This window comes from Patescibacteria group bacterium (assembly GCA_041665345.1).
GTDB lineage: Bacteria > Patescibacteriota > Patescibacteriia > PEXW01 > PEXW01 > JBAYJA01.
On the sequence record JBAYJA010000004.1, the window covers coordinates 73,721 to 92,681 of the forward strand.

Annotated in this window: 20 protein-coding genes and 1 tRNA gene; 9 read left to right on the forward strand and 12 right to left on the reverse strand. The window is 50.7% G+C overall.

Features of this window, described 5'->3' with window-relative positions:
* Positions 1–5: 5 nt before the first annotated feature.
* Positions 6–1,160, reverse strand: a complete 1,155-nt coding sequence (locus tag WCV85_05845; protein MFA6474369.1) for a radical SAM protein — start codon at positions 1,158–1,160, stop codon at positions 6–8.
* A 172-nt stretch (positions 1,161–1,332) separates the two neighbouring features.
* Here WCV85_05845 and WCV85_05850 point away from each other — a divergent pair, with 172 nt between their 5' ends.
* The 3 genes from WCV85_05850 to WCV85_05860 all read left to right on the forward strand — a co-directional run bounded on the left by WCV85_05850 (position 1,333) and on the right by WCV85_05860 (position 3,164).
* Complete coding sequence (locus tag WCV85_05850; GenBank protein MFA6474370.1) at positions 1,333–2,064, forward strand: helix-turn-helix domain-containing protein; 732 nt, start codon at positions 1,333–1,335, stop codon at positions 2,062–2,064.
* Between the two features lie 84 nt (positions 2,065–2,148).
* Positions 2,149–2,222 (forward strand) — tRNA-Gly (locus WCV85_05855).
* A gap of 264 nt (positions 2,223–2,486) precedes the next feature.
* A complete protein-coding gene (locus tag WCV85_05860; GenBank protein ID MFA6474371.1) occupies positions 2,487–3,164 on the forward strand; it encodes a hypothetical protein in 678 nt (225 codons plus the stop codon).
* Here the strand turns inward: WCV85_05860 and WCV85_05865 are convergent.
* The 4 genes from WCV85_05865 to WCV85_05880 form a co-directional block, all read right to left on the reverse strand.
* A complete protein-coding gene (locus tag WCV85_05865) occupies positions 3,118–3,960 on the reverse strand; it encodes an inositol monophosphatase family protein (protein MFA6474372.1) in 843 nt (280 codons plus the stop codon). The two genes, WCV85_05860 and WCV85_05865, sit on opposite strands and share 47 nt — an antisense overlap.
* 164 nt (positions 3,961–4,124) lie before the next feature.
* Entirely contained in the window at positions 4,125–4,889 is a 765-nt protein-coding gene (locus WCV85_05870) for a YdcF family protein (GenBank protein MFA6474373.1), read from the reverse strand.
* Complete coding sequence (locus WCV85_05875; GenBank protein MFA6474374.1) at positions 4,886–5,728, reverse strand: deoxyribonuclease IV; 843 nt, start codon at positions 5,726–5,728, stop codon at positions 4,886–4,888. The genes WCV85_05870 and WCV85_05875 overlap by 4 nt, the downstream gene beginning before the upstream one ends.
* A gap of 16 nt (positions 5,729–5,744) precedes the next feature.
* Positions 5,745–6,536 carry a helix-turn-helix domain-containing protein gene (locus tag WCV85_05880; protein MFA6474375.1) on the reverse strand — a complete coding sequence of 264 codons (792 nt, stop codon included), beginning with the start codon at positions 6,534–6,536 and terminating at the stop codon, positions 5,745–5,747.
* Positions 6,537–6,677: 141 nt separating this feature from the next.
* Here WCV85_05880 and WCV85_05885 point away from each other — a divergent pair, with 141 nt between their 5' ends.
* From WCV85_05885 to WCV85_05895, 3 genes are all read left to right on the forward strand, one after another.
* Positions 6,678–7,214: a response regulator gene (locus WCV85_05885; protein ID MFA6474376.1), complete on the forward strand. Its 537-nt coding sequence runs from the start codon at positions 6,678–6,680 to the stop codon at positions 7,212–7,214.
* A gap of 156 nt (positions 7,215–7,370) precedes the next feature.
* Positions 7,371–7,502 (forward strand): hypothetical protein, encoded by a 132-nt coding sequence (locus tag WCV85_05890; protein MFA6474377.1) that lies wholly within the window; start codon positions 7,371–7,373, stop codon positions 7,500–7,502.
* A 95-nt stretch (positions 7,503–7,597) separates the two neighbouring features.
* Positions 7,598–8,680 carry an AAA family ATPase gene (locus WCV85_05895; protein ID MFA6474378.1) on the forward strand — a complete coding sequence of 361 codons (1,083 nt, stop codon included), beginning with the start codon at positions 7,598–7,600 and terminating at the stop codon, positions 8,678–8,680.
* A 35-nt stretch (positions 8,681–8,715) separates the two neighbouring features.
* On the opposite strand, the gene tig is transcribed toward WCV85_05895, so the two are convergent.
* Together tig and WCV85_05905 are read right to left on the reverse strand one after the other, a co-directional pair.
* Positions 8,716–10,011, reverse strand: coding sequence for a trigger factor (gene tig, locus WCV85_05900; protein ID MFA6474379.1), 1,296 nt, complete (start codon positions 10,009–10,011; stop codon positions 8,716–8,718).
* Positions 10,012–10,118: 107 nt separating this feature from the next.
* Positions 10,119–10,886, reverse strand: a complete 768-nt coding sequence (locus WCV85_05905; protein MFA6474380.1) for a hypothetical protein — start codon at positions 10,884–10,886, stop codon at positions 10,119–10,121.
* Positions 10,887–11,087: 201 nt separating this feature from the next.
* On the opposite strand from WCV85_05905, the gene WCV85_05910 reads away from it, so the two are divergent.
* The 3 genes from WCV85_05910 (at position 11,088) to WCV85_05920 (ending at position 12,999) form a co-directional block, all read left to right on the forward strand.
* Positions 11,088–11,438 (forward strand): hypothetical protein, encoded by a 351-nt coding sequence (locus WCV85_05910; GenBank protein ID MFA6474381.1) that lies wholly within the window; start codon positions 11,088–11,090, stop codon positions 11,436–11,438.
* A 73-nt stretch (positions 11,439–11,511) separates the two neighbouring features.
* The gene (locus WCV85_05915) at positions 11,512–12,246 is read left to right on the forward strand and encodes a hypothetical protein (protein ID MFA6474382.1); all 735 of its coding nucleotides are present in this window, start codon (positions 11,512–11,514) and stop codon (positions 12,244–12,246) included.
* Positions 12,247–12,426: 180 nt separating this feature from the next.
* Positions 12,427–12,999 (forward strand): hypothetical protein, encoded by a 573-nt coding sequence (locus WCV85_05920; GenBank protein ID MFA6474383.1) that lies wholly within the window; start codon positions 12,427–12,429, stop codon positions 12,997–12,999.
* A 59-nt stretch (positions 13,000–13,058) separates the two neighbouring features.
* On the opposite strand, the gene WCV85_05925 is transcribed toward WCV85_05920, so the two are convergent.
* The 5 genes from WCV85_05925 to WCV85_05945 form a co-directional block, all read right to left on the reverse strand.
* On the reverse strand, positions 13,059–13,970 hold the full coding sequence (locus tag WCV85_05925; protein ID MFA6474384.1) for a patatin-like phospholipase family protein: 912 nt from the start codon (positions 13,968–13,970) through the stop codon (positions 13,059–13,061).
* A gap of 199 nt (positions 13,971–14,169) precedes the next feature.
* Positions 14,170–15,621, reverse strand: a complete 1,452-nt coding sequence (locus WCV85_05930) for an AMP-binding protein (GenBank protein ID MFA6474385.1) — start codon at positions 15,619–15,621, stop codon at positions 14,170–14,172.
* Positions 15,622–15,657: 36 nt separating this feature from the next.
* Positions 15,658–16,305 carry a lysophospholipid acyltransferase family protein gene (locus WCV85_05935; protein ID MFA6474386.1) on the reverse strand — a complete coding sequence of 216 codons (648 nt, stop codon included), beginning with the start codon at positions 16,303–16,305 and terminating at the stop codon, positions 15,658–15,660.
* The gene (locus tag WCV85_05940; GenBank protein MFA6474387.1) at positions 16,302–16,928 is read right to left on the reverse strand and encodes a lysophospholipid acyltransferase family protein; all 627 of its coding nucleotides are present in this window, start codon (positions 16,926–16,928) and stop codon (positions 16,302–16,304) included. The genes WCV85_05935 and WCV85_05940 overlap by 4 nt, the downstream gene beginning before the upstream one ends.
* A 19-nt stretch (positions 16,929–16,947) precedes the next feature.
* On the reverse strand, positions 16,948–18,954 hold the full coding sequence (locus WCV85_05945) for a sodium-translocating pyrophosphatase (GenBank protein ID MFA6474388.1): 2,007 nt from the start codon (positions 18,952–18,954) through the stop codon (positions 16,948–16,950).
* Positions 18,955–18,961 lie beyond the last annotated feature (7 nt).

The following is an 18,961-nucleotide window of genomic DNA, read 5'->3' on the forward strand; positions in this document are numbered from 1 at the left end:
CTGGGTTAGGCGAGGATAGATGAAAAGATGTGTTTTTCTTTTACTAGTGCCTGCACGCCAAAGTGCATTTGCCAATTTTGGACGCCGTTTTGGTAGAGAACACGGAAAGAACTTCCTGAGTGGATTTGCGCATTCGTGTATGGTCTGACGTTTTGACCAAACCGTGACGTTCCACGTTGGAGCTCAGTCAGGGTAAATGCAATCGCGTATGGCGCGCGGTACGTGGCATCAGCATCAATAACAAAGGTCTCGGTTGGACTGACGGATTGGGGGTAGAAAGTAACTTCCACACCCTCAAGGACAAATTGTATTGCGCCTGGCGCAACGATTGCCTGCTCAACTGCGGAACAAAACCTAGCCTTTCCAACAACCTGCGCAAGTTTGGCAATATCCTCAGCCACGTAGATTCGAAAGTGGATGGGCCGAAGTGTGTTAGCCGCAACAATTTGCTGCCAGGCAATGTTGAACTCGTGCTGATTCAATGCGAACAGTGCAATTTTAGGTCGGGCAGGGGTTAAGGTGGTAACGTGCCATTCGCCTACTTGATGCGGGAGTGCGTTTTCCGTAGCCAAAATACTTGCATAATTCAGTTTGGTTACGGTGAAAAGCGAGTGTACCCGGCCATTTGGCTGGAGGTAGGTTTGCGCCTCCGCAATCCCTCGCATTGCCTGTGCATACGATTTTGCATTTCCCCGTTGGAGATTGTGAATCTGCTCAGGACCGTCCAGAGAAATGTCCAGCCAGTCAAAAGCAAACCCAGACGTATGCAAACTTCGGTCATGCACGAGGTATGAACCATTATCAATCATGCCAATCTTGATGTCTGGTCGGGCTTTCCGAACAGCCAGCAGCCAGGCGAGATGCTGCGGACGGAAGATCCTGCCTTCATGGACAAGGCAGGCACCCTCTGGCATCTGCTGGGCAATATGGAGGACTACTACATCCAGGTCAGAACAATGTGACATTTTGTCAGAAGACGTCTCTGCTTGAAAAATGCAGTGTTTACATTGGAGGTTGCAGGTTCTTTCCGCTACAACAGAGAGAATATGCGGGGGCTCCTGCGCAAGTGCAGCGTACATATTTTCAATGAGCCATTTATCCTGGCTATTCTCCACAACCAGAGCGTACCAGAGATCAATTGATGTGTATTTTTGTTGCATGTTTTTTGCTCCACTCTTTTTTTGTCCGCTCAGTATCTCTCAAATATGAATGTTGTCAATTAATATATCTAATATATTGTCATAAATACCAATAAATAATAGGTATTATTAAAAGTATTGGATAGTTGTCAGAAGTATTGACAGATTAATCAATTTTCACTATCCTCTACTTATGGAAAAAATCTTAGAAAGCTTAATGAATATTGGACTCAACCGGAAAGAAGCGCAGGTGTACTACGCCCTGCTACAGCTGGGGCAAAGCTCTGCGCAAGCAGTAGCCCAAAAGGCAGGTCTGAAGCGACCAACAACCTACCTTATCCTGGGTGAGCTCATGCAACGCAGCCTGGTATTGAAGGTGCCCAAACTCCGGAAGCAAATGTTCATTGCAAAATCACCGCGTGCGTTTGTGGCAGCAGCCGAAGAAAGACTCCAAGCCACCAAAGCCATGCTCCCCGCCTTGGAAGCAGCAACGAAAGCGCAGGAAAAGGTCCGAACCTTGTACTTCGAAGGTGTGTCCGGCATTCGTGAAGCATTGTTCTACCGAATACCTGAATTTGCAGGTACAGAAATCAATGCCTTTTTTGGCAACTCCAAAGCAGCTTCAGACGCCTTAAACCAGGTTTTCCATGAATGGAATGCAAAAGTGTTTCAGGTAGGTGCAACCATTCGATCTATTGTCCCAAAAGCTCCCTTTCTGGAACAATTCCGGAAGCAGGATACAGCATATAACTTCCTTTCAAAAATTGTTCCGCCTGATCTCTATACCTCACGATGTTCCATTGACATCACTCCATTCTTCGTTCGGGTCATTCTCTTCAAGGAGGAGCAGGCAGTGATCATTGAAAGTCCTGATGCGGCAAGAGCAATGAAAGAAATTTTTGAGATGGTGTACCGTCAGGAGTAGAAAATATTGAGATCTGCCAACATGTGCAAGGTATAGACATGAAGCAATATTTATGGAAAGCTACCTGAAGTAGCGTCACATTTTGCGGGCATCGTATAATGGTAATACCTCAGCTTTCCAAGCTGATGCCGGGGGTTCGATTCCCCCTGCCCGCTCCATGAACCACTCGCTGCGCTCGGGTTCATGGCAAGCCAGCATTTAGTGATTCAGGCCAACTCGTTTCGCACGTCAAACTCCATATGACGCGGTTTTGCCGCATCCACTTTGGCCTGCCTCTTGGCCGGAGGCTGAGCGAAGCTCCCGCACCAGTTCATTTCAATCCGGTACGGGGCAGACTCGTTTTACCCTGGAAGGACTTGACATTCTTTCTCTTTTTGCTAAGCTGGGCGATAAACAAAATCTTTACAAGGAAGGGGTTACCCATGCAATTTTCACGATGGAGAAAAGCGCGCCTACACCAAGAGCCGACCTCAGCAGTATCTGCACTACCACTGCCAAAACTGCTGCAGCTATATAAGTCGGAGCACGACTACCTACAGAGCCTTGGCAAGCACCGGGATGAATTTCTCACGGATGCGGACTACAAACGCATTGGGTTCATAGAAGCTCAGCTCCAGGAGCTTCTGCCGGATCCGCTGCAGTACCTGGTTACTCAGGAATGTGTTCTCCACGGCATGCATCCAGATAACTTCGTGGATCCGAACCACTGGCGCACTGCGCTCCAGGAAACCGTGCGGGCAATTGTCCACTTTCTGCACTACGGTGAGCCATACCCAGTAGTGTCAGAGCCGCCGCGGCTCTACTTCCCAGGCGATGTCTTTCTGCTGTGGTTGCTCCAGGAAGCAAAAGCTGGCACTGCTGGAGATGCGAAAGCCAACATGGCAGCTGCCTTGGAGCAAGTTGTCACATCTGGATCCATTCTTGGCAGGCCGTTCACGCCAAAAACGGCAAATGACTTTGGTGGGCGTATCATTCTCCTCTTCTATGGTGACTACACTGAAGGACTTAGCATGCTCATTGCTATCTACAGTGCAAGCGAAGCTGGCGAGCAGCTCATCCGAGAAATAGTAGGCTGCTACAAACTCGCTCCGATCCCCTAAAGGTCGGAGTTTTTTTACCTCCCAATTTGTCCTCCTTTCTCATTACCTGGATGCGTTGTAGTGTGGTGAGCTGCCCAGCGTAGAGGTTTGCGTTCTTGGGTATCCAGAGGGTTCCTTTCTCATTTTGCACAACCCCACCTGCCTCTCGTACAATGCACACCCCAGCGGCCACGTCCCACAGGTTAATTGGTCCGGCAATGACCACGGCATCTAAACGACTGGCTGCGGTGTACGCCAAATCTAGTGCCGTGGAACCCGCGTGGCGAACAGAGCGTGCATGCCAGCTTAGACGCTCCGCCATGAGCAATGATGCATGGAGGGACGGCAAGCTGTGGCTGTACCCGTAGCCGATGATCGCTTCGCGAAGCGGTCGAGCAGGAACCATGTGCAATGGTCTGCCATTTCGTTCCGCACCCTGATTTCTGGCAGCAACAAACTGTTCGCCTGTTGGCGGGCAAGCGACAATCCCAAACAGTACATCGTCCCCATCCATGAGCGCAATGGACACACCAAAGAATGGAACATGGAGCACAAAGTTCGTGGTGCCATCCAGTGGATCCACAACCCAACGAAGCTTCCCAGGCTTGTTCCCACCCTCTTCGGAGAGAAAACCTATTGCTGGGAAAGCTTTCCGAAGTGTGCGTTGGATGAGGAGATTCGATGCTTTATCCGCTGCAGTTACCAGCTCATGGGCAGACTTTGCGGTCGCGTCAACTCGATGCAATTTACGGAACCGCTGGAGCAGGAGTTTCCCGGCTGCAGCTGCAGTTTTTTGAGCTAAGGCAATTGGTTGCATAAGTAGAAGATTGGATAACGGAATTAGGCGAACGGTTTCGCTACCCGCCCGCCTGGCGACGAGGCAGGTATTGTGAGACTGTTTTGGATGACGCGGTACGGATCGTATCCCGTTCCACGATTTGCGTAAACCGATACGGGTGGCGACCCCGTATTCCGATTTCCCTACCTCTCCCCTTTCAACCAGTAGTACACATTCGCCGCGTACTCACGGAGGACAACTTTTGTCCCTTGCAACCGGCGGGATACCGTGTGCTGCTCTACTGCTTCACGATCAGCTGCTCGGCAAATGACGTCTGCCCCTGCCCGGCGGAAGAAGGTGCAGGCTCGGCTCGTATGGAAGTCTGAAGTGAGGACAATGAGCTTCCCCCACCCTTGCGTTTTTGCCATCGCAACCACGTTCGCCGCATTCTCCAAGGTGTTCTGCGCCAGGTCATCTTGGAAAATTTGATTCTCCACCACACCCAAGCGGGTTAGGAGTTCAGCCATGGCTGGCGCTTCGGCAAATGGATTGTCACCTACCTTCCCGCCAGTCACTACTACAACGGGAGCAATACCCTGGGCGTAAAGTGCTGCGCCGCTTCGCACCCGCTCTTCGGTTTTGAAACCCAGTTGCCCCGTCTTGGCAGAAATGCCTCCACCCAAAATAACCAGGGCGTCAGCAGCGGCTACAGGCTGCTGCTCGATCAAAGGTCTGCTAATGAACGCGTTAAAATCTGTAAACCCAACCAGAATAAAAAGACCCACAAGTAGGATGACAGTTTTAAATAATTTCCCACGGGCATTCCAAAATCTTCGCACGCTAAATTTTTGTGCGTGGCCGGTGGAACGTGGATTTTGCTGGCCAACAGTTTCCGAGGCAGTGCGTCTTTTTACCTCAGCTTCGTCACCAAGGTTACTGAGCAGGGTTCGGCGACCATCATTGCTCATACGTTTCGGAGTTTCTTCAGGGTAGTCAGGTCAACAATGTGCTGGCCATCATGGTGCGTCTCCAAGAGCATGTCCACATTTTTAAGCTTTGGATGCTGGACTAATGCACGGAAACCCGCCAGGCCAATCTTCCCCTTCCCAATGTGCTCATGCCGGTCTTTATGTTCACCCAAGCCCGCCATGCTGTCATTCGCGTGGAAGAGTTTGAGGAACTGCAGGCCAATGTGCTTATCAAATTGCTTCAGGAAGCTATCAACATCTTGTTTGGTTCGCAAGTCGTAGCCACTAGCAAAGGCATGGCAAGTGTCAATGCAAATGCCAATATGCTTTCGTTGCCCGGCTGGAATTTTTTTGATCAGGAACGCCAGGTCTTCCAGGGTGTCACCAATGACTTTTCCCGCCCCTGCAGAATTTTCCAGGAGAAAAGTTGCGGTACCTGTGTACCCCTTCAGCACGGCAACCAGCCCAGTTGCAACCATGGGCAGAGCTTTTTTCTCAGGTACGTCTTTGGCTGAACCCAAGTGGGTCATGATTGCCGTGACGCCCAGGAGTGAGGCGCGATCCAGCTCCCCGCGGACAATCTCGATTGACCCTTTTTGCAGACGTGGATTGGCTGAGGCAAAGTTAATGAAGTACGGTGTATGAATGTACGTTCGGGGAATGTCATACTCTTGGTTACTCGCTTTGAACGCGGTAACAATCTCGGGAGTGAGCTTTGGCGCTGCCCCGCCTTGGGGGGAACGCGAGAAGAATTGGAAAACTTCACACTTCAGGTCGTGAGCATTTTTGGGCGCGTTCTGGGCACCACCGGCGGCGGAGACGTGGAGGCCGAAGAGCATATGGGGATAGTATAGCTTAGCCTGGCGGCAATGGGAGAGTTTTCCAGATTGTCTCAAACATCAAACGCTGCATGTCAGCAATACGCTTATCCTGGATTTCCACGGCAAGGAAACTGTTTTGGTAGTCAATAATAATGATCTTGTCGTGAAAAATGTACACGCCAGAGCCAAAGTCATTTGAAGCATTGCTACTTGGAAGAATCCTGGTTTCGGCAAAAAATCTCTTAGAGTCAGCTAAGGCTTGTCTTGCCAGCGGACTATCATTCAAAATTGTACGCGTTTTTATCTTCGCTGCCGCACGCCGTTTCTTGAAGTCAGAGATCCAATGTACATCCATATTCATCCAGCTGTCTTCCGGCGCAAAAATCAGATACTCCTTTAAGCCCTTGGTACGCACGATATCGTTGTACATTTCCTTAATAGCGCTTAAACCTTCATAGTACTTTATCTTTGGTCGACCTTTAGCTGAACGGTAAAGCGCTTTGAGTTCTGGAAATGAGGCTTTGAGTAAACGGGTGGATTCTTCGCTCACATTCAAAATTTTCTGCGGATCTTCCGCTGAATAGGTCATGACTTTGCTGTCTTTGAGTGCAAAGATAAGGTTTTTTGCGATGAGTGCTTCGAGAATGCTGTAGCAGGTAGAGCGCATGAGCCCACTTTTCCTGGATATCTCCTGAACTGTGGCTTTCCCAAGCTCCAAAGTAGCCAAATAGACTTTTGCTTCTTTGCCGGAAAGCCCAAATTTTTCTAGTGATTCGTTGAGTAGCATATGTTTAATATGTATACTTGCCGACGATTTCGTCAACAACTATGCTTATTTTTTAGCGAATATTAGCGATTTTTATGGTTGCACTATGTATATATTCTATACTATTGACACTTTTTTGTAAAGCCATATACTACGCTATTAAAGAAAATTGATCATTAAAAATTTGAAAAGGAGTTTGAAATGAAGGTACTTGTTATTGATGACCAAAAGCGGAACATCGCTTCAGCCCAGAAGCTGGAAGAGCACGGCCATGACGTAGTGGCAGTTAGCACAGTCCAAGAAGCTGAAGAGTTGCTTACGAAGTGTCTCGGCAATTTCGATGCGGTGTTAACCGACCTGCATATGCCCGTAGGCCAGTTTACCGGCGCGATGGCACGGTCGATCCCGGCTCCGAAGGAAGAGATACCAGTTGGTCTGGTATTTGCCATTACCGCGGCTAACTTCGGAATCCGAACGGTAATCTGCACAGATTCTAACCATCACCGTGACTGGATATGTACCTTACTAGACATGGTGCATTACACGGGAGACTCCGCAGTTCGGAAAGTGGCATTCGTGGAAGCTCGTTGCTGCCCGCTAGAGGCATATTACGACGAGGAAACACAGAATCTCGTTGGATGTGACCTCGAGCAGCTGAATGACAAACCAGTAGTGAAAGACTGGTTTAGAGCAATGCGGCGTTCCGGCCTATTTCCAGAGCTCATCGGCGCCAAGTAGATGGCGTGGCAACAGCAGTTCCTCATGGTGCAAGCCGGTAGGAACATCTACAACGAACTTTGAAGAAGCACCTTGGAAACTTGGTGCTTTTTTCGTAAGCCTGACCTTGACAAACAGTGATTATTTGTTACACTCATATGCAACCTGGAGGTATTCATGAAAACCAAAAAGCCAACCACCCGCATTCCCCTACCCGCTAAAAAGGGTAAACCGCAAACCACCAAGAAAGGCAAGCGCGGGTATGACCGGAAGCGGGAACGAAGCAATGCGTTCCTTGATGAGGCGTGACCAACTATCACGCCTCTTTTTGCATTGACAATCCTGGTGGATTGCCGGTAGGGTGGAGGCAGGAAAACACACTTGCACTTTGAGAAAGGAGCAATATGCCCAAAGAAACGGAACGGCGGTTTATTCTGCCTGGAGTCACACCTTCTGCTGTGCTCACTAATCCACGGGAGCTTACGCAGGGATACCTCAATACGCCACCGCATTCGATTTTCCGGGTACGCGAAACAGCTGGCAACCAATTTGAGATGACCACGAAACTTGGCCATGGTGTTGCACGAGAGGAAGAAAATTGTGAGCTCAATGAGCAACAATTTCACTTCATTTACCAAGCCTGCCCTTACCCCCTAGCCAAGCGGCGTGCGGATTGTGGAGTCTGGACAGTGGATACGTACCATGGGCCTCTCCAAGGGCTCGTGTGTATTGAGGATGAGGCGGCTCCTGGCGCACCATTTCCGGCATGGGTTGACCCAGCGCTGGCAATTGAGGTGACCAATACCGTGACCAATTACGACTTAGCCCGCCTGGCACGGGAGTTAACGCACAATCCTCTGCACGGCGGCATGACCGTCTACACATTCCTGAAGGCTTCGGTGGAGATGCCGATGGATGTGGTTACCGGACCACCCTGTTCTGGTAAGAGTAAGGCTTTGGTCGAGTTAAATGAAAAATTCGGCGAGCAGATTCATTTTGTTCCTGAAGCCGCATCCATTATTATCGGTACGGTTGGCGTCCCATTCCCGGCTGGTGATGCCTTCGCCATTGCCCGCTTCCAACAGTCTTTGGCGACAATTCAACGCAGCTTCGAATTTTTAGCAAAAACCGAAGCCATTCGTTCTGGGAAACTGGGCGTGGTACTGGATCGAGGTGACGTTGACTGCGCCGCCTACTTGCCCAACGGGCTGGACGATTTTGAAGTGCTCACCCAAACCGATCGCACCTATGCCTACTCCCGGTATAGTAGCGTCTTCTGCTTGGAGATTCCCTCTCGTGCTATTTACGAGCAGCACAAAGCTGATAATCTCGTTCGCAGAGAGTCGTACGAAGAGGCCTGCGCCTTAGGTGAAGCCATGCAGCGGGTATGGTGTGGGCACCCAAACTACACGTTCATTCGAAATGCCGACTCCTGGGAGGCGAAATTTGAAACTATTCGCAATGCCTTCCTCCGTAAGATTGCCTAACAAACCACAGGCGCTCACACATGAGCGCCTGTTTTTTACTTGCTCGTTTTTCCTTCGGCCTTCTCCGTCAACCACTTAATAACATTGCGGTTGGTGAGAACCATTCGGAGGTAATCTCGATACGCTTCGGTTTCCAATTCCTTCAGCAATTCTTGCTGGTTGCTCAGCCGGAGCTTCTCTTTGCTAATCTCCCCTTCCACTTCAGCCGGCGTGGCCAGCAAATTGTTTGCATCAGCAATGGTGCGGAGGAGCAGGGCAACCTTCACTCGCTGCTCAGCTTTCTTCGTGAACTCGTGCATCAGCTCCTCACGGGTTTTCTTGATGGACTTCAGGTAGTCTTCAAACTTTCCACCATCTTGCTCAATTGCGTGCTGAAGCTCGTGCACCATTTTGTCCTCTTCCGAGTGGACGAGGATGTGCGGCACCTCACCCACCGTGCTCTTCTGCAACGCAGCTTCCACAATGGCTTGCTCAAAGCGCTGCTGCTCGCGATTCTCTGCTTCTTCTTTAAGGTTTTCCATGATCTTTGCGCGGAGCTGTTCCATGTTTTCAAACTGGCCCATGCGCTTGGCAAAAGCATCGTCCAGTGCGGGCAGCTGCACGTCGTACACTGCAGAAACTTTTACTTTGAAATCAGCAAGTTTCCCCTGCAAGTCTTTTTTGCCATAGTCCTTGGGGAAAGTGAGCTGGAAAGTCTTTTCCTCGTCAACCTTCATGCCCACCAGGTTGTCTTCAAACCCAGGAATGAAAACCTTGTCACCCAACGTCAGCGGGGTGTTCTTGGCTTGGCCACCATCCAGCGGTACTTTATCAATGGAGACATTGAAATCCACATCCACCCGGTCGCCCATCTTCGCTGGTCGGTCTGCGCGGACTTCCGAAGCCTGCAACCGTTGCAATCGCTTGAGGGTGTCATCAGCATGGTCAGCCTTCAGCTCCACGGGCTTGCGCTCAGCTTTGAGATTGGAAAAGTCGCCGAGTTTCACTTCCGGGAGAACAGCGACATTGGCTGTGAAAATGAAAGGATTACCCTCAGCTAACTTTTCGACGTGGATATCCGGACTGCCAATGGACTTCACATTTTTTTCCGTCACCACCTTGGGGTACACGGAACGCACGGCCAAATCCGCAGCTTGTTCCATAATAGCTGCATTCCCCACCTTCTTCTCCACAATCTCCCGGGGCGCTTTGCCCGGCCGAAAACCAGCCAGCTTCACCTCGCTACTCAAGGCCTGGACGGCCTGGGCAATGTACGGGGCAAATTCCTCTGGTGTTAATTCAACTTTGAGGCTAACAATGCTCTGTGGCTGGGGGGTAACAGTGGTCTGCATACAGGCAAAAAAGACGGGGCGAGAGTTTCACGCTACCGTATTTCCATGGCCTGGTCAACCCAATGAAAAGAGCTCCCACATTTAATGAGAGCTCGTTTAGTATTTCCTTAATCAAGGAGCTGCAAAGCTTGCTGAAGGTAGGAACCAGCCATTTCCCAGACAATCGGATCTTGCGCACTACCACTTGACCGAAGCTGACCTTGTGCGTCAATGCTCAAGTTTGGAATTTCTTCAGCGAGCGGTTTGACCAAGTGAAGTGTACTCGGCCCCAGTCCACCAGCCGCGCCAATACCTAGTGTTGGAAAAGCTTGTTTGATTGCCCTTGCAAACAGAAGGAGTCCGGCAGCATCCATCCCCTTGCCTTGGCCCATGCTTTTATCAAGGAGGACTCGGTGAATAACCCCCTCATAATCTTCGAGTTTTCTCACAACAAGCTGAGGATCATTTTCTGCTTCATCCAACGCATACTTTCCAAGCTGCAGAATTACTTCCACATTCTTGCGTGACGTATGCACTGCGTTTGCAATCTGCCCAGGTTCAGGCCAAATCATATCCAACTGCAGAGCATGAATATGAATTCCGCCGTGGGAAATTGCTTGAGAAATACTTTTCCAAGCTTCTGGGTACCCATCGTAATCTGCGTAGTGTATGCAGTTATAGGTTTCCAAAGAGCTGAATATTTTTCGGATTTGATTCTTATCCGGAAAAATTCCACTCCACTTGCTTGGAATTCCGTTGAGGGTTTTGTAGCTCATCATTACCCCCACGTGCAATTTTCGCTGCGAACCTGGCCGCAAATGCGTGTTGAATACTTCCAGCATTGCTTCCACCTGTGTAAATTTCGTGAAATCAGTAATGCCAATGTACGGGTCCATATTATTCTCCTTTGGAAAAGATCTTTTTGTCTAGGACTACTTTGGCATACGGCTGTGAAAAATGCAATAAAGCAAATTGCATTGTATATAAATCGTTATTTCTTGAACTTTCCAAGCACTCTTGCCTCTTTTGATTGCTTCCTTTAAGGTGGAGGGAATATAAAGAATCTTTGACAAATAACCCAATAAATGGAGGTTCATATGAAGCGATGCTTGCATGGCATCGGCTACCTGCTTTCTTTAAGCGTTTCAATGCTTGCGTGGTTTTTTACCTTCGTCGGTTGTGTGGTGTGCATGCCTTCCGGCTATGGACTTGAGCTGAAAATTATTCCCCTCGGTGTGGTGATGATCACCTCGTTTTTTTTCTTTGTCTACCAGGTCTCCATCGCATACGATTGTTTTAAGAACGTACTGCGAGGAACAGAACGCTGGAACAAAAATGCCGTCGACTGGAATCCCCTGAGTCTGTACTTGTACAAGCTGCCAAGAGCAATCTGGGAATACGGTAAAAAGTGCATTGCCAATGAAACGGCATTCCTCACGAAGGTGTAGTCAAGTGTTTTTCTTCAGGTTGGAACAAGGTCTTCCCTAAAGTATAAAACGTAAATTTTTCTCGGAGGTTTCCATGAAGCGAAGTTTTCACATTGGTATTGCCTGCGCCTGTGGTGCTGGCATTGGCACGTTGATTGCTCTCTCAATTGGCGGGCTCTGGTGGTGGGTTGGCGCACTGATTGGTGCGCTGTGCGGGTACATTATCATTGATTTCCGGGGGATACCGAAGAAAATCAAAACTGCATGGCTGAGTACGTTTACCTGGTGGGGAGACAAAGCTAACATTCGAGTGTTTGCTCATTTCAGCGCCTGTCTTTCTATCATGTTGCTTTGGCTCGGTATTCTGGCTCTATCATTTACTATCGCAGCATCGAACCCAGGTACATTTCTCTCCGGACTTATGGGAGTTGGTTTTATAGTTTCTATAGGAATGGTGCTAATAACCTTAGCAATAATGGATGGATCCGCTCCGAATGTAAAGAATGGAACCGACTCGTGGTACGAAGCAGCGCTTGCTATAAACCCTCTCGCGGTATTCTTGTATTGGATACCTAAAGGTGCCTTCATATTCTTTGCCCAGCTCCTACCCAGTTTTGCCAAAAAATTCAGCGCATTCCTCAAGGTAGCCTTCCGCCTTATCCACTCCGACGTCCGCGTGCTCTGCGCCGTGGATGCAGCCCTTGGCACCTGCCTCGGCTACTTCCTTGGCCATGTGTTCTACGGTGTTGGCTTTGGATTCGTATTTGGCCTCTTGTCTTACGAGATTGTTTCCAAACGCATCCAAAAGCGCATTCCTGTTCGTTCGTAAAATAGTTCTCCATCTAAAAAAGCTCGTCTACCAAAGACGGGCTTTTTTTATGCAAAAAATTTAAGCAATTTTGCCATTGCGCTGATTGTACTTGACACTTCTCGTTTCCTGTGAGAATATGGCTCGAAAACTAAAAATCAACCATAAACATACACAAACGTACTTTAAGAAAGGAACACAATGAAGTGTGAAGAATTTTTTCGCCATCTGAGTACCCTGCTGGTCTATGACCTGATTCGCCAGGTGAAGGCTTTCCGCGATGACTTTGAAACGTGGTATTGCAAGACCGGGCACCAAAAAAGTCGCTTGCCATTGCTAGGCCACTACGATGTTGATCCAGAATCCTTCTATCTTCTGAAGGCGGTAAGGAAATACCTGAAAACGCAGATTTGGCCAACAGTTGAACGGGGAGGTGAGCCAGGCATGTTCGAATGTGAAACAATTGACTGTCTCCTTCGTACAAGCGCGGAAGACGTTTTCGACTTCAAGTCAGACACTTGGGTGGAGGAATCACCGTTTCCATTCTCAAGTTACTTACGGAACACATTCCGGCAGCGGGCAGTTGCGCAGATGGTCAAAGAAATCAAACGAGCCATACGAGACGAAAAAATCACAGACCCATTGAAACTGCATGACCTCGTTGCCGAGCACATTCTCAACCATATTGGAAGGATTGCCGTGAAATACACTCGGTCTCGAGGATCATTAACTGACTTTGTTTTATCAAAAGCCGCAGCCAAGTACGGCAAATAGCCGCCGCAAGCCTGTCTTACCAAGCGACAGGCTTTTTTATGGCCTCACATCTCAGTCACCTACTGCAAAAACGCCCGCAGCGCTTCGTTCTGCAACGTATCATTGTACCCCCGGGTAAAAACTGTATTTGCATTTGCATTGTCGATATCCCATGGGGCCATATTGAGGTTGGTCTTTGGGATCAAATACGTAAGCGCCACATTTGGTGGGGGCACAAAATGCGCTATCTGTTGGATGTAGGCCAGCTGATTTTTACGGAACGTTTTGTTCCGTACCTTGGCTAAAAATTTGCTAAAGAGTAAATTGCCCCTATTATCCTCAGCATGCCAACTATCAAAGATAAGAATTTTGGTTGCACCTTCCTGTATAGCTTTCGCAACATGCGGTTGGTAACTGGCTGATGCAGTTGAGTCTGAGTAGTCTTTCCCGTTGATGGTTACCCCTTGGATATGAAAAAGGTTAGTGAAGAAGGGTACTGACTTTGCCGCCCGGAGCACTTCCCAGGTGTCAACAGCATCGGTGTTGGAAAAGTATTCCAGTTGGCCCGTTTTGGAATTGGTCAAAGGGAATAGTATCTTTATTGGCGAGGTGGCAACCTTCGCCATATCCAAAGGGTTATCTTTTTTTAAAACTGTATCAATTAAGTAATCAATGTCCACAACTTTCCAAAATCGCAAAAAATTTACAAATTTCTTGGTGGAGAGTGCTTTGCACCAGACATTTTTTATTGTCTCGTGTTGCCCAGTGACGTAGCACAAACTTGTTGCCGCGCTACCCGAGCATGCAATGATGATGTCTGGCTGTATTGGGTGTAATTGACACACCGCGTACAGAGAACCTGCGGTGTAGACAGTCCGAGCGGCTCCCCCGGCCAGAATCCAGGCAATTTTTTCTTTGGGTTGTTCTGACTCGTTCATGGTTGCGAAAAATGTATTATCTACCTTTAGCGAAGGAGGAAATGCAGTCCACATACCCTCACCTCGCCAAGCCGAGGCATGCCTGCCCGCCGTACTCCGAGTGAAACTCGGAGGCAGGTGGGAAAGCCTCGGCTACCCTCCTTGGTTCAAAAAACTTACTCTGATGCATCTACACCGCAGCTTAGAGAAGCTGCTGCTGGGTTTTTTGGTCTTGGCTTACGGCCTACGGCTTACCGGCTTATGGCTTCCCCCCTCAGTTCTTCGGTCTCTCATCCACTACCCGCTTCTCCTTCAATTCGCTCTCCATGCCAATCATGCGGAGCACATCAGCGAGATCGCTCTTGCGGATACGGACGGAGACCCCGGTTTCGTTCAGCACGCTACGGTGAATGGTGTGTTCTAAGGCGCTGAAGTCCGCATGTGGCTTGGGCGCAACGTGGAGCACGAGCTCATCCACTTCAAAAGGATCGTCGTTCACTTTGCGGATTTGGAGCTGCCACTCGTCTACGTCCGGCATGCCGGAGAGCAACGGGTAGAAAGCATTCAGATCCACCAACTCGCCCTTCACCTTGGTGAGGTTGAATTCTTTAATGTCGGAATTGCGGCGAATGTCTTTGCGGATCCTGGGCACGGTGCGGCCGCAGTGGGGACAGGGGCCGCGGTCAATCCCCTGCACCAAGTCACCTGTGCGGTAGCGCACCATCACTGTCCCACGCCAACCCAAGCTGGTAATTGCAAGTTCACCGGGTTGGCCATCCGGCACGCGATTGCCCTGCGCATCCACCACCTCAAAGAATTCTTGGTCTGGGTAGGTGTGGTAGCCAGTTTCTTCACTGCACTGCACCCAAGCGGCCTTCCCTTCGGTGAGTGCGTACGTCGCAAAAATCTTGGCCTCACCCGCGCCAACCTCCCGAAGCAGATCCTTCACTTTCGCCCGAAGTGCATCGCTTACTCGCTCACCGCCAAAGACAATGTACTGCAGGTTGGACCAATTTTTCTTCTGCGCCACGGCCTCCCGGAGAATGTGGTAGAAGTACCCAGGAATAGCAGTAACGACCTTGGCTTTCAGACGTTCAATGGCGTCAATAATTTTCTGCGTACCCATCACTTTACCCCCACCGCTCTGGAGCGTCGTGAGCTGCAGGGACGAAGTGGCGTAGAAGGTTAGCCAAAAGGCCAGGTGTGGCGCGTATGGAAACGCATTCACCACCACCGCATCACCAGGAATGCCCATGGTGTTGAACAGCCGGTACGCGGATTCTTTCAGCGTGAGTAAATCTTTGGTGGTGTAGCCAACAACCGTGGGCAAAGCAGTGCGACCAGTGGTGAAGTGTAGGTGGGTGGGTTTGTACTCCCATTCCAACTTCTTCTTCACATCCTTTCCCAAAATTTTCTTCGCTACAATCCCCAAGAGTTTCCCTTTACTGGCGTACTGCTTCAGCAGGTGCTCATCTGGCTGCAGCATGAAGCCGCGGGGCCGGGCTGGGTCTTCCGCGGTTGGAGCAAGGTCAGCCTTGCTGGTGAAAGGCACTTTTTGTAAATCATCCGTGGATTGGATGTCAGCGAACCGAACATTGTGGTCGGCAAAGTGTTTGCGGAAAAACGGACTGTAGGGCAGTTCGTGACGGAAAAATGTGCGGAGCGCTCGGTTCTGGAGCGCGGCTATTTCTTCAGGGGCAAGGTGGTCCAGGGTGTGCCAATCCATAAGCGTATGGGTTAAAGAGCGCCCAGCATTGCTGCTTTAAGCGGGCGACGGGAACGGGGAAGGCCGGTTGGAAAGCTGGCCAATTGGATCCATGATGGCACGCGTGGTCTGAATGAGCAACTCCTTGGTGATCTGCTCGTCCGGGGTTTTGGGGAAACGCAACGGGGCGCCAATACGGAGCGTCATATCTTTCCGGGGGGTAAGGAAGGCACGGAGTCCTTGATTAAATGACCACGTTGCCGGACCTTGAAAGCCAAAAGGAACCACGGGTGCCCCAGACCACAAGGCTAATCTGGCAACTCCAGTTTTTCCGGGTAAAACGAAAGGGGCAGAGTTCCGCATGCCTTCGGGGAATATACCCACAGGGTTTCCGGCGGCTAATTCACGTCGCAGCTCCACTAAGCAGGCATCGGGCGCTGCTTCATTTTTTTCTACCAAATGCACCCAGCGTCGCGCAAATTTCTTCCCCAGCATGTGGGTAATGATATCCATGGCCACGAAGGTAATGGGCCGCCGGACGTGGCTGTACACTTCAGCAAAAATGAACGCTGGATCGGCTGATCCAACGTGATTGCCAGCAAGAATAAAAGGTCCAGAGCGTGGGAGATGCTCTGTTCCCAGAACTTCCCGAAACCGCCAACGCGCAATGGGGATGAGCCAGTGCAGGCCAAGGTAGGATTTCATCCAACGTATGTTTTGCTAGCGAGGGTTGCCACAGGAGTCATGATAGCACGCATGACAGTGTCCAGGAGCGGCCGGTCTATTGTTCGGTTGTGAAACTCTTGTAGATTGATTGCAGAACCAATGGCAATGCGAACCTTGCCAAAAAACATATCTTGGAAGTGCTCACGTTCGGTCTGTGCTGGGGGCGTTGTTCGCTGCAAACCAACGGGGAAGACAGGCACCTTCGTTTGGAGCGCCAAACGTGCAGCACCAGTTTTCACTTTGGCAATGGTCGGTAATGGATTCACCTTTGCCTCCGGGTAGATAAGGACAAGTTCACCAGCCTCCAGGTACTGCTGCGCCAGGTGGAGTGTTTGCTGCGGGTCAGCGGCTAATGGAATCGTTTCCAGCCAGGGATGCAGGGGCCAGGTTTCAAAAATTTTCCACTTGGTAATGGCATGCACTTTCCGGCCACCGGTAGCCAGGATGACCGCGGTCATGAGCAAGATGGGATCTTGCAGACCCACGTGGTTGGCCACGAACAAGGCCGGACCGGATTTGGGAATTGTACCCAAACCCTCCGCCGACGCTATACGCCGGCGGAGGAGTGGTCCAAAGATGTGTCTGGAAAATGCGTAGGCCATGGTTGGCCTGTGACCAGGATTAGAACTTCGCGCTCACCAGGAGACCAACGATGAGCAACGCGACGATGTTGATAATCTTGATCATGGGGTTGATAGCTGGGCCAGCCGTGTCCTTGTACGGATCACCCACGGTGTCGCCCGTGACGGCGGCCTTGTGCGCCTCCGAACCTTTACCACCAAAATTCCCAGCCTCAATGTACTTCTTGGCATTGTCCCATGCTGCGCCGCCGCTGGTCATGGACACGGCGACGAAGAGCCCGGTGACAATGGAACCCACTAGCACACCACCCAAGGCTACCGGCCCCAGCCAGAAGCCAACGATGATGGGCACGACCACAGGAATGAGCGCAGGGACAATCATTTCCTTAATTGCACCCTTGGTCACAATGTCCACGGCGCGCTTGTAGTCTGGTTTGCCCGTGCCATCCATAATGCCCTTGATCTCGCGGAACTGGCGGCGAACTTCTTCTACCACTGAACCAGCGACTTTCCCCACGGCTTGCATGGCGCGCGCACCAAACAGGTAGGGCAGCATGCCACCAATGAACAAGCCAATGAGCACGTTAATGTCATCCAAGGCAAAGACCAGGGTGTGCCCACGGTCCGTAAACTCCTGCGCGTAGGCCGCAAAGAGCACAATGGCGGCCAAACCTGCGGAACCAATGGCGTAGCCTTTGGTCACGGCTTTGGTGGTGTTCCCCACCGCATCCAGAGGGTCAGTGACGTCCCGAACTTCCTGAGGAAGCTTGGCCATTTCTGCAATCCCACCGGCGTTGTCCGTAATGGGACCAAACGCGTCAATGGTCACAATAATGCCAGTCAACGAAAGCATGGCCATGGCAGCAATGGCAACGCCGTACAGGCCGGCCAGTTCAAACGAGGCCCAGGAACCAGCAGCAATTGCCAGCACAGGCAAGGCAGTGGCTTTCATGCTCACAGCCAAACCAGTAATGATGTTCGTACCATGCCCCGTGGTTGACGCTTTGGCAATATCCTGCACTGGGCGGTACCGCGTGGAGGTGTAGTACTCAGTAATGACAACGATAAGCGCTGTTACAACCAAACCCACCAAACTCGCAAGGTAGAGTTTTGTCACATCCGCACCTGCAACATCTTTCATCAACCATTGGGTGATGGGGTAGAAAAAGATGGCCGCAATAACTCCGGAGGCAATGAGCCCCTTGTACAGCGCACCCATAATGTTCTTCTTGCGTCCCAAGCGGACGAAGAATGTACCCAGGATGGAAGCGACGATCGAAATGGCACCCAAACCCAAGGGGTACAGAATGGCATTCTCGCTGCCCTTGAACACGAGGGCGCCCAGCAACATGGCAGCCACTGCCGTCACGGCGTAGGTTTCAAACAAGTCAGCGGCCATGCCTGCATCATCTCCCACATTGTCTCCCACGTTGTCGGCGATCACGGCTGGGTTGCGCGGGTCATCCTCAGGAATCCCGGCTTCCACTTTGCCCACCAGGTCAGCACCTACATCCGCGGCTTTGGTAAAGATGCCGCCACCCAACCGGGCAAAAACGGAGATGAGCGAACCTCCAAAGCCCAAACCAATCAAGGCTTTGACGTCACCGGTAATCCAGTAGAATCCTGCGACACCCAGGAGACCCAAGCCCACCACCAGCAAGCCCGTGACCGCTCCTCCGCGAACAGCGACCAGCAACGCCCGAGCCAAGCCGGACTTTGCGGCTTCTGCCGTACGGACATTGGCACGAACTGCAATGTACATCCCAATGTAGCCAGCCAGTGCTGAGAGCACCGCGCCAACCACAAAGCCCAGGGCAGTGGTCCAATCCACCACTAAGCCAAGAATCACAAACACGATAACCGCAATCATGGCCACGGTGCGCGTTTGCCGGTTCAGGTAGGCTTTGGCGCCTTCCTGAATTGCCTTGGCAATTTCAATCATCTTTTCTGAACCCTGACCCAAACCCAGAATCCACTTCGCCAGCCAGAGGCCGGTGAGAATGGCGAGAACTGCGGCGACCAGCGCCATGATTATCGGAGTGCTCATACAATTA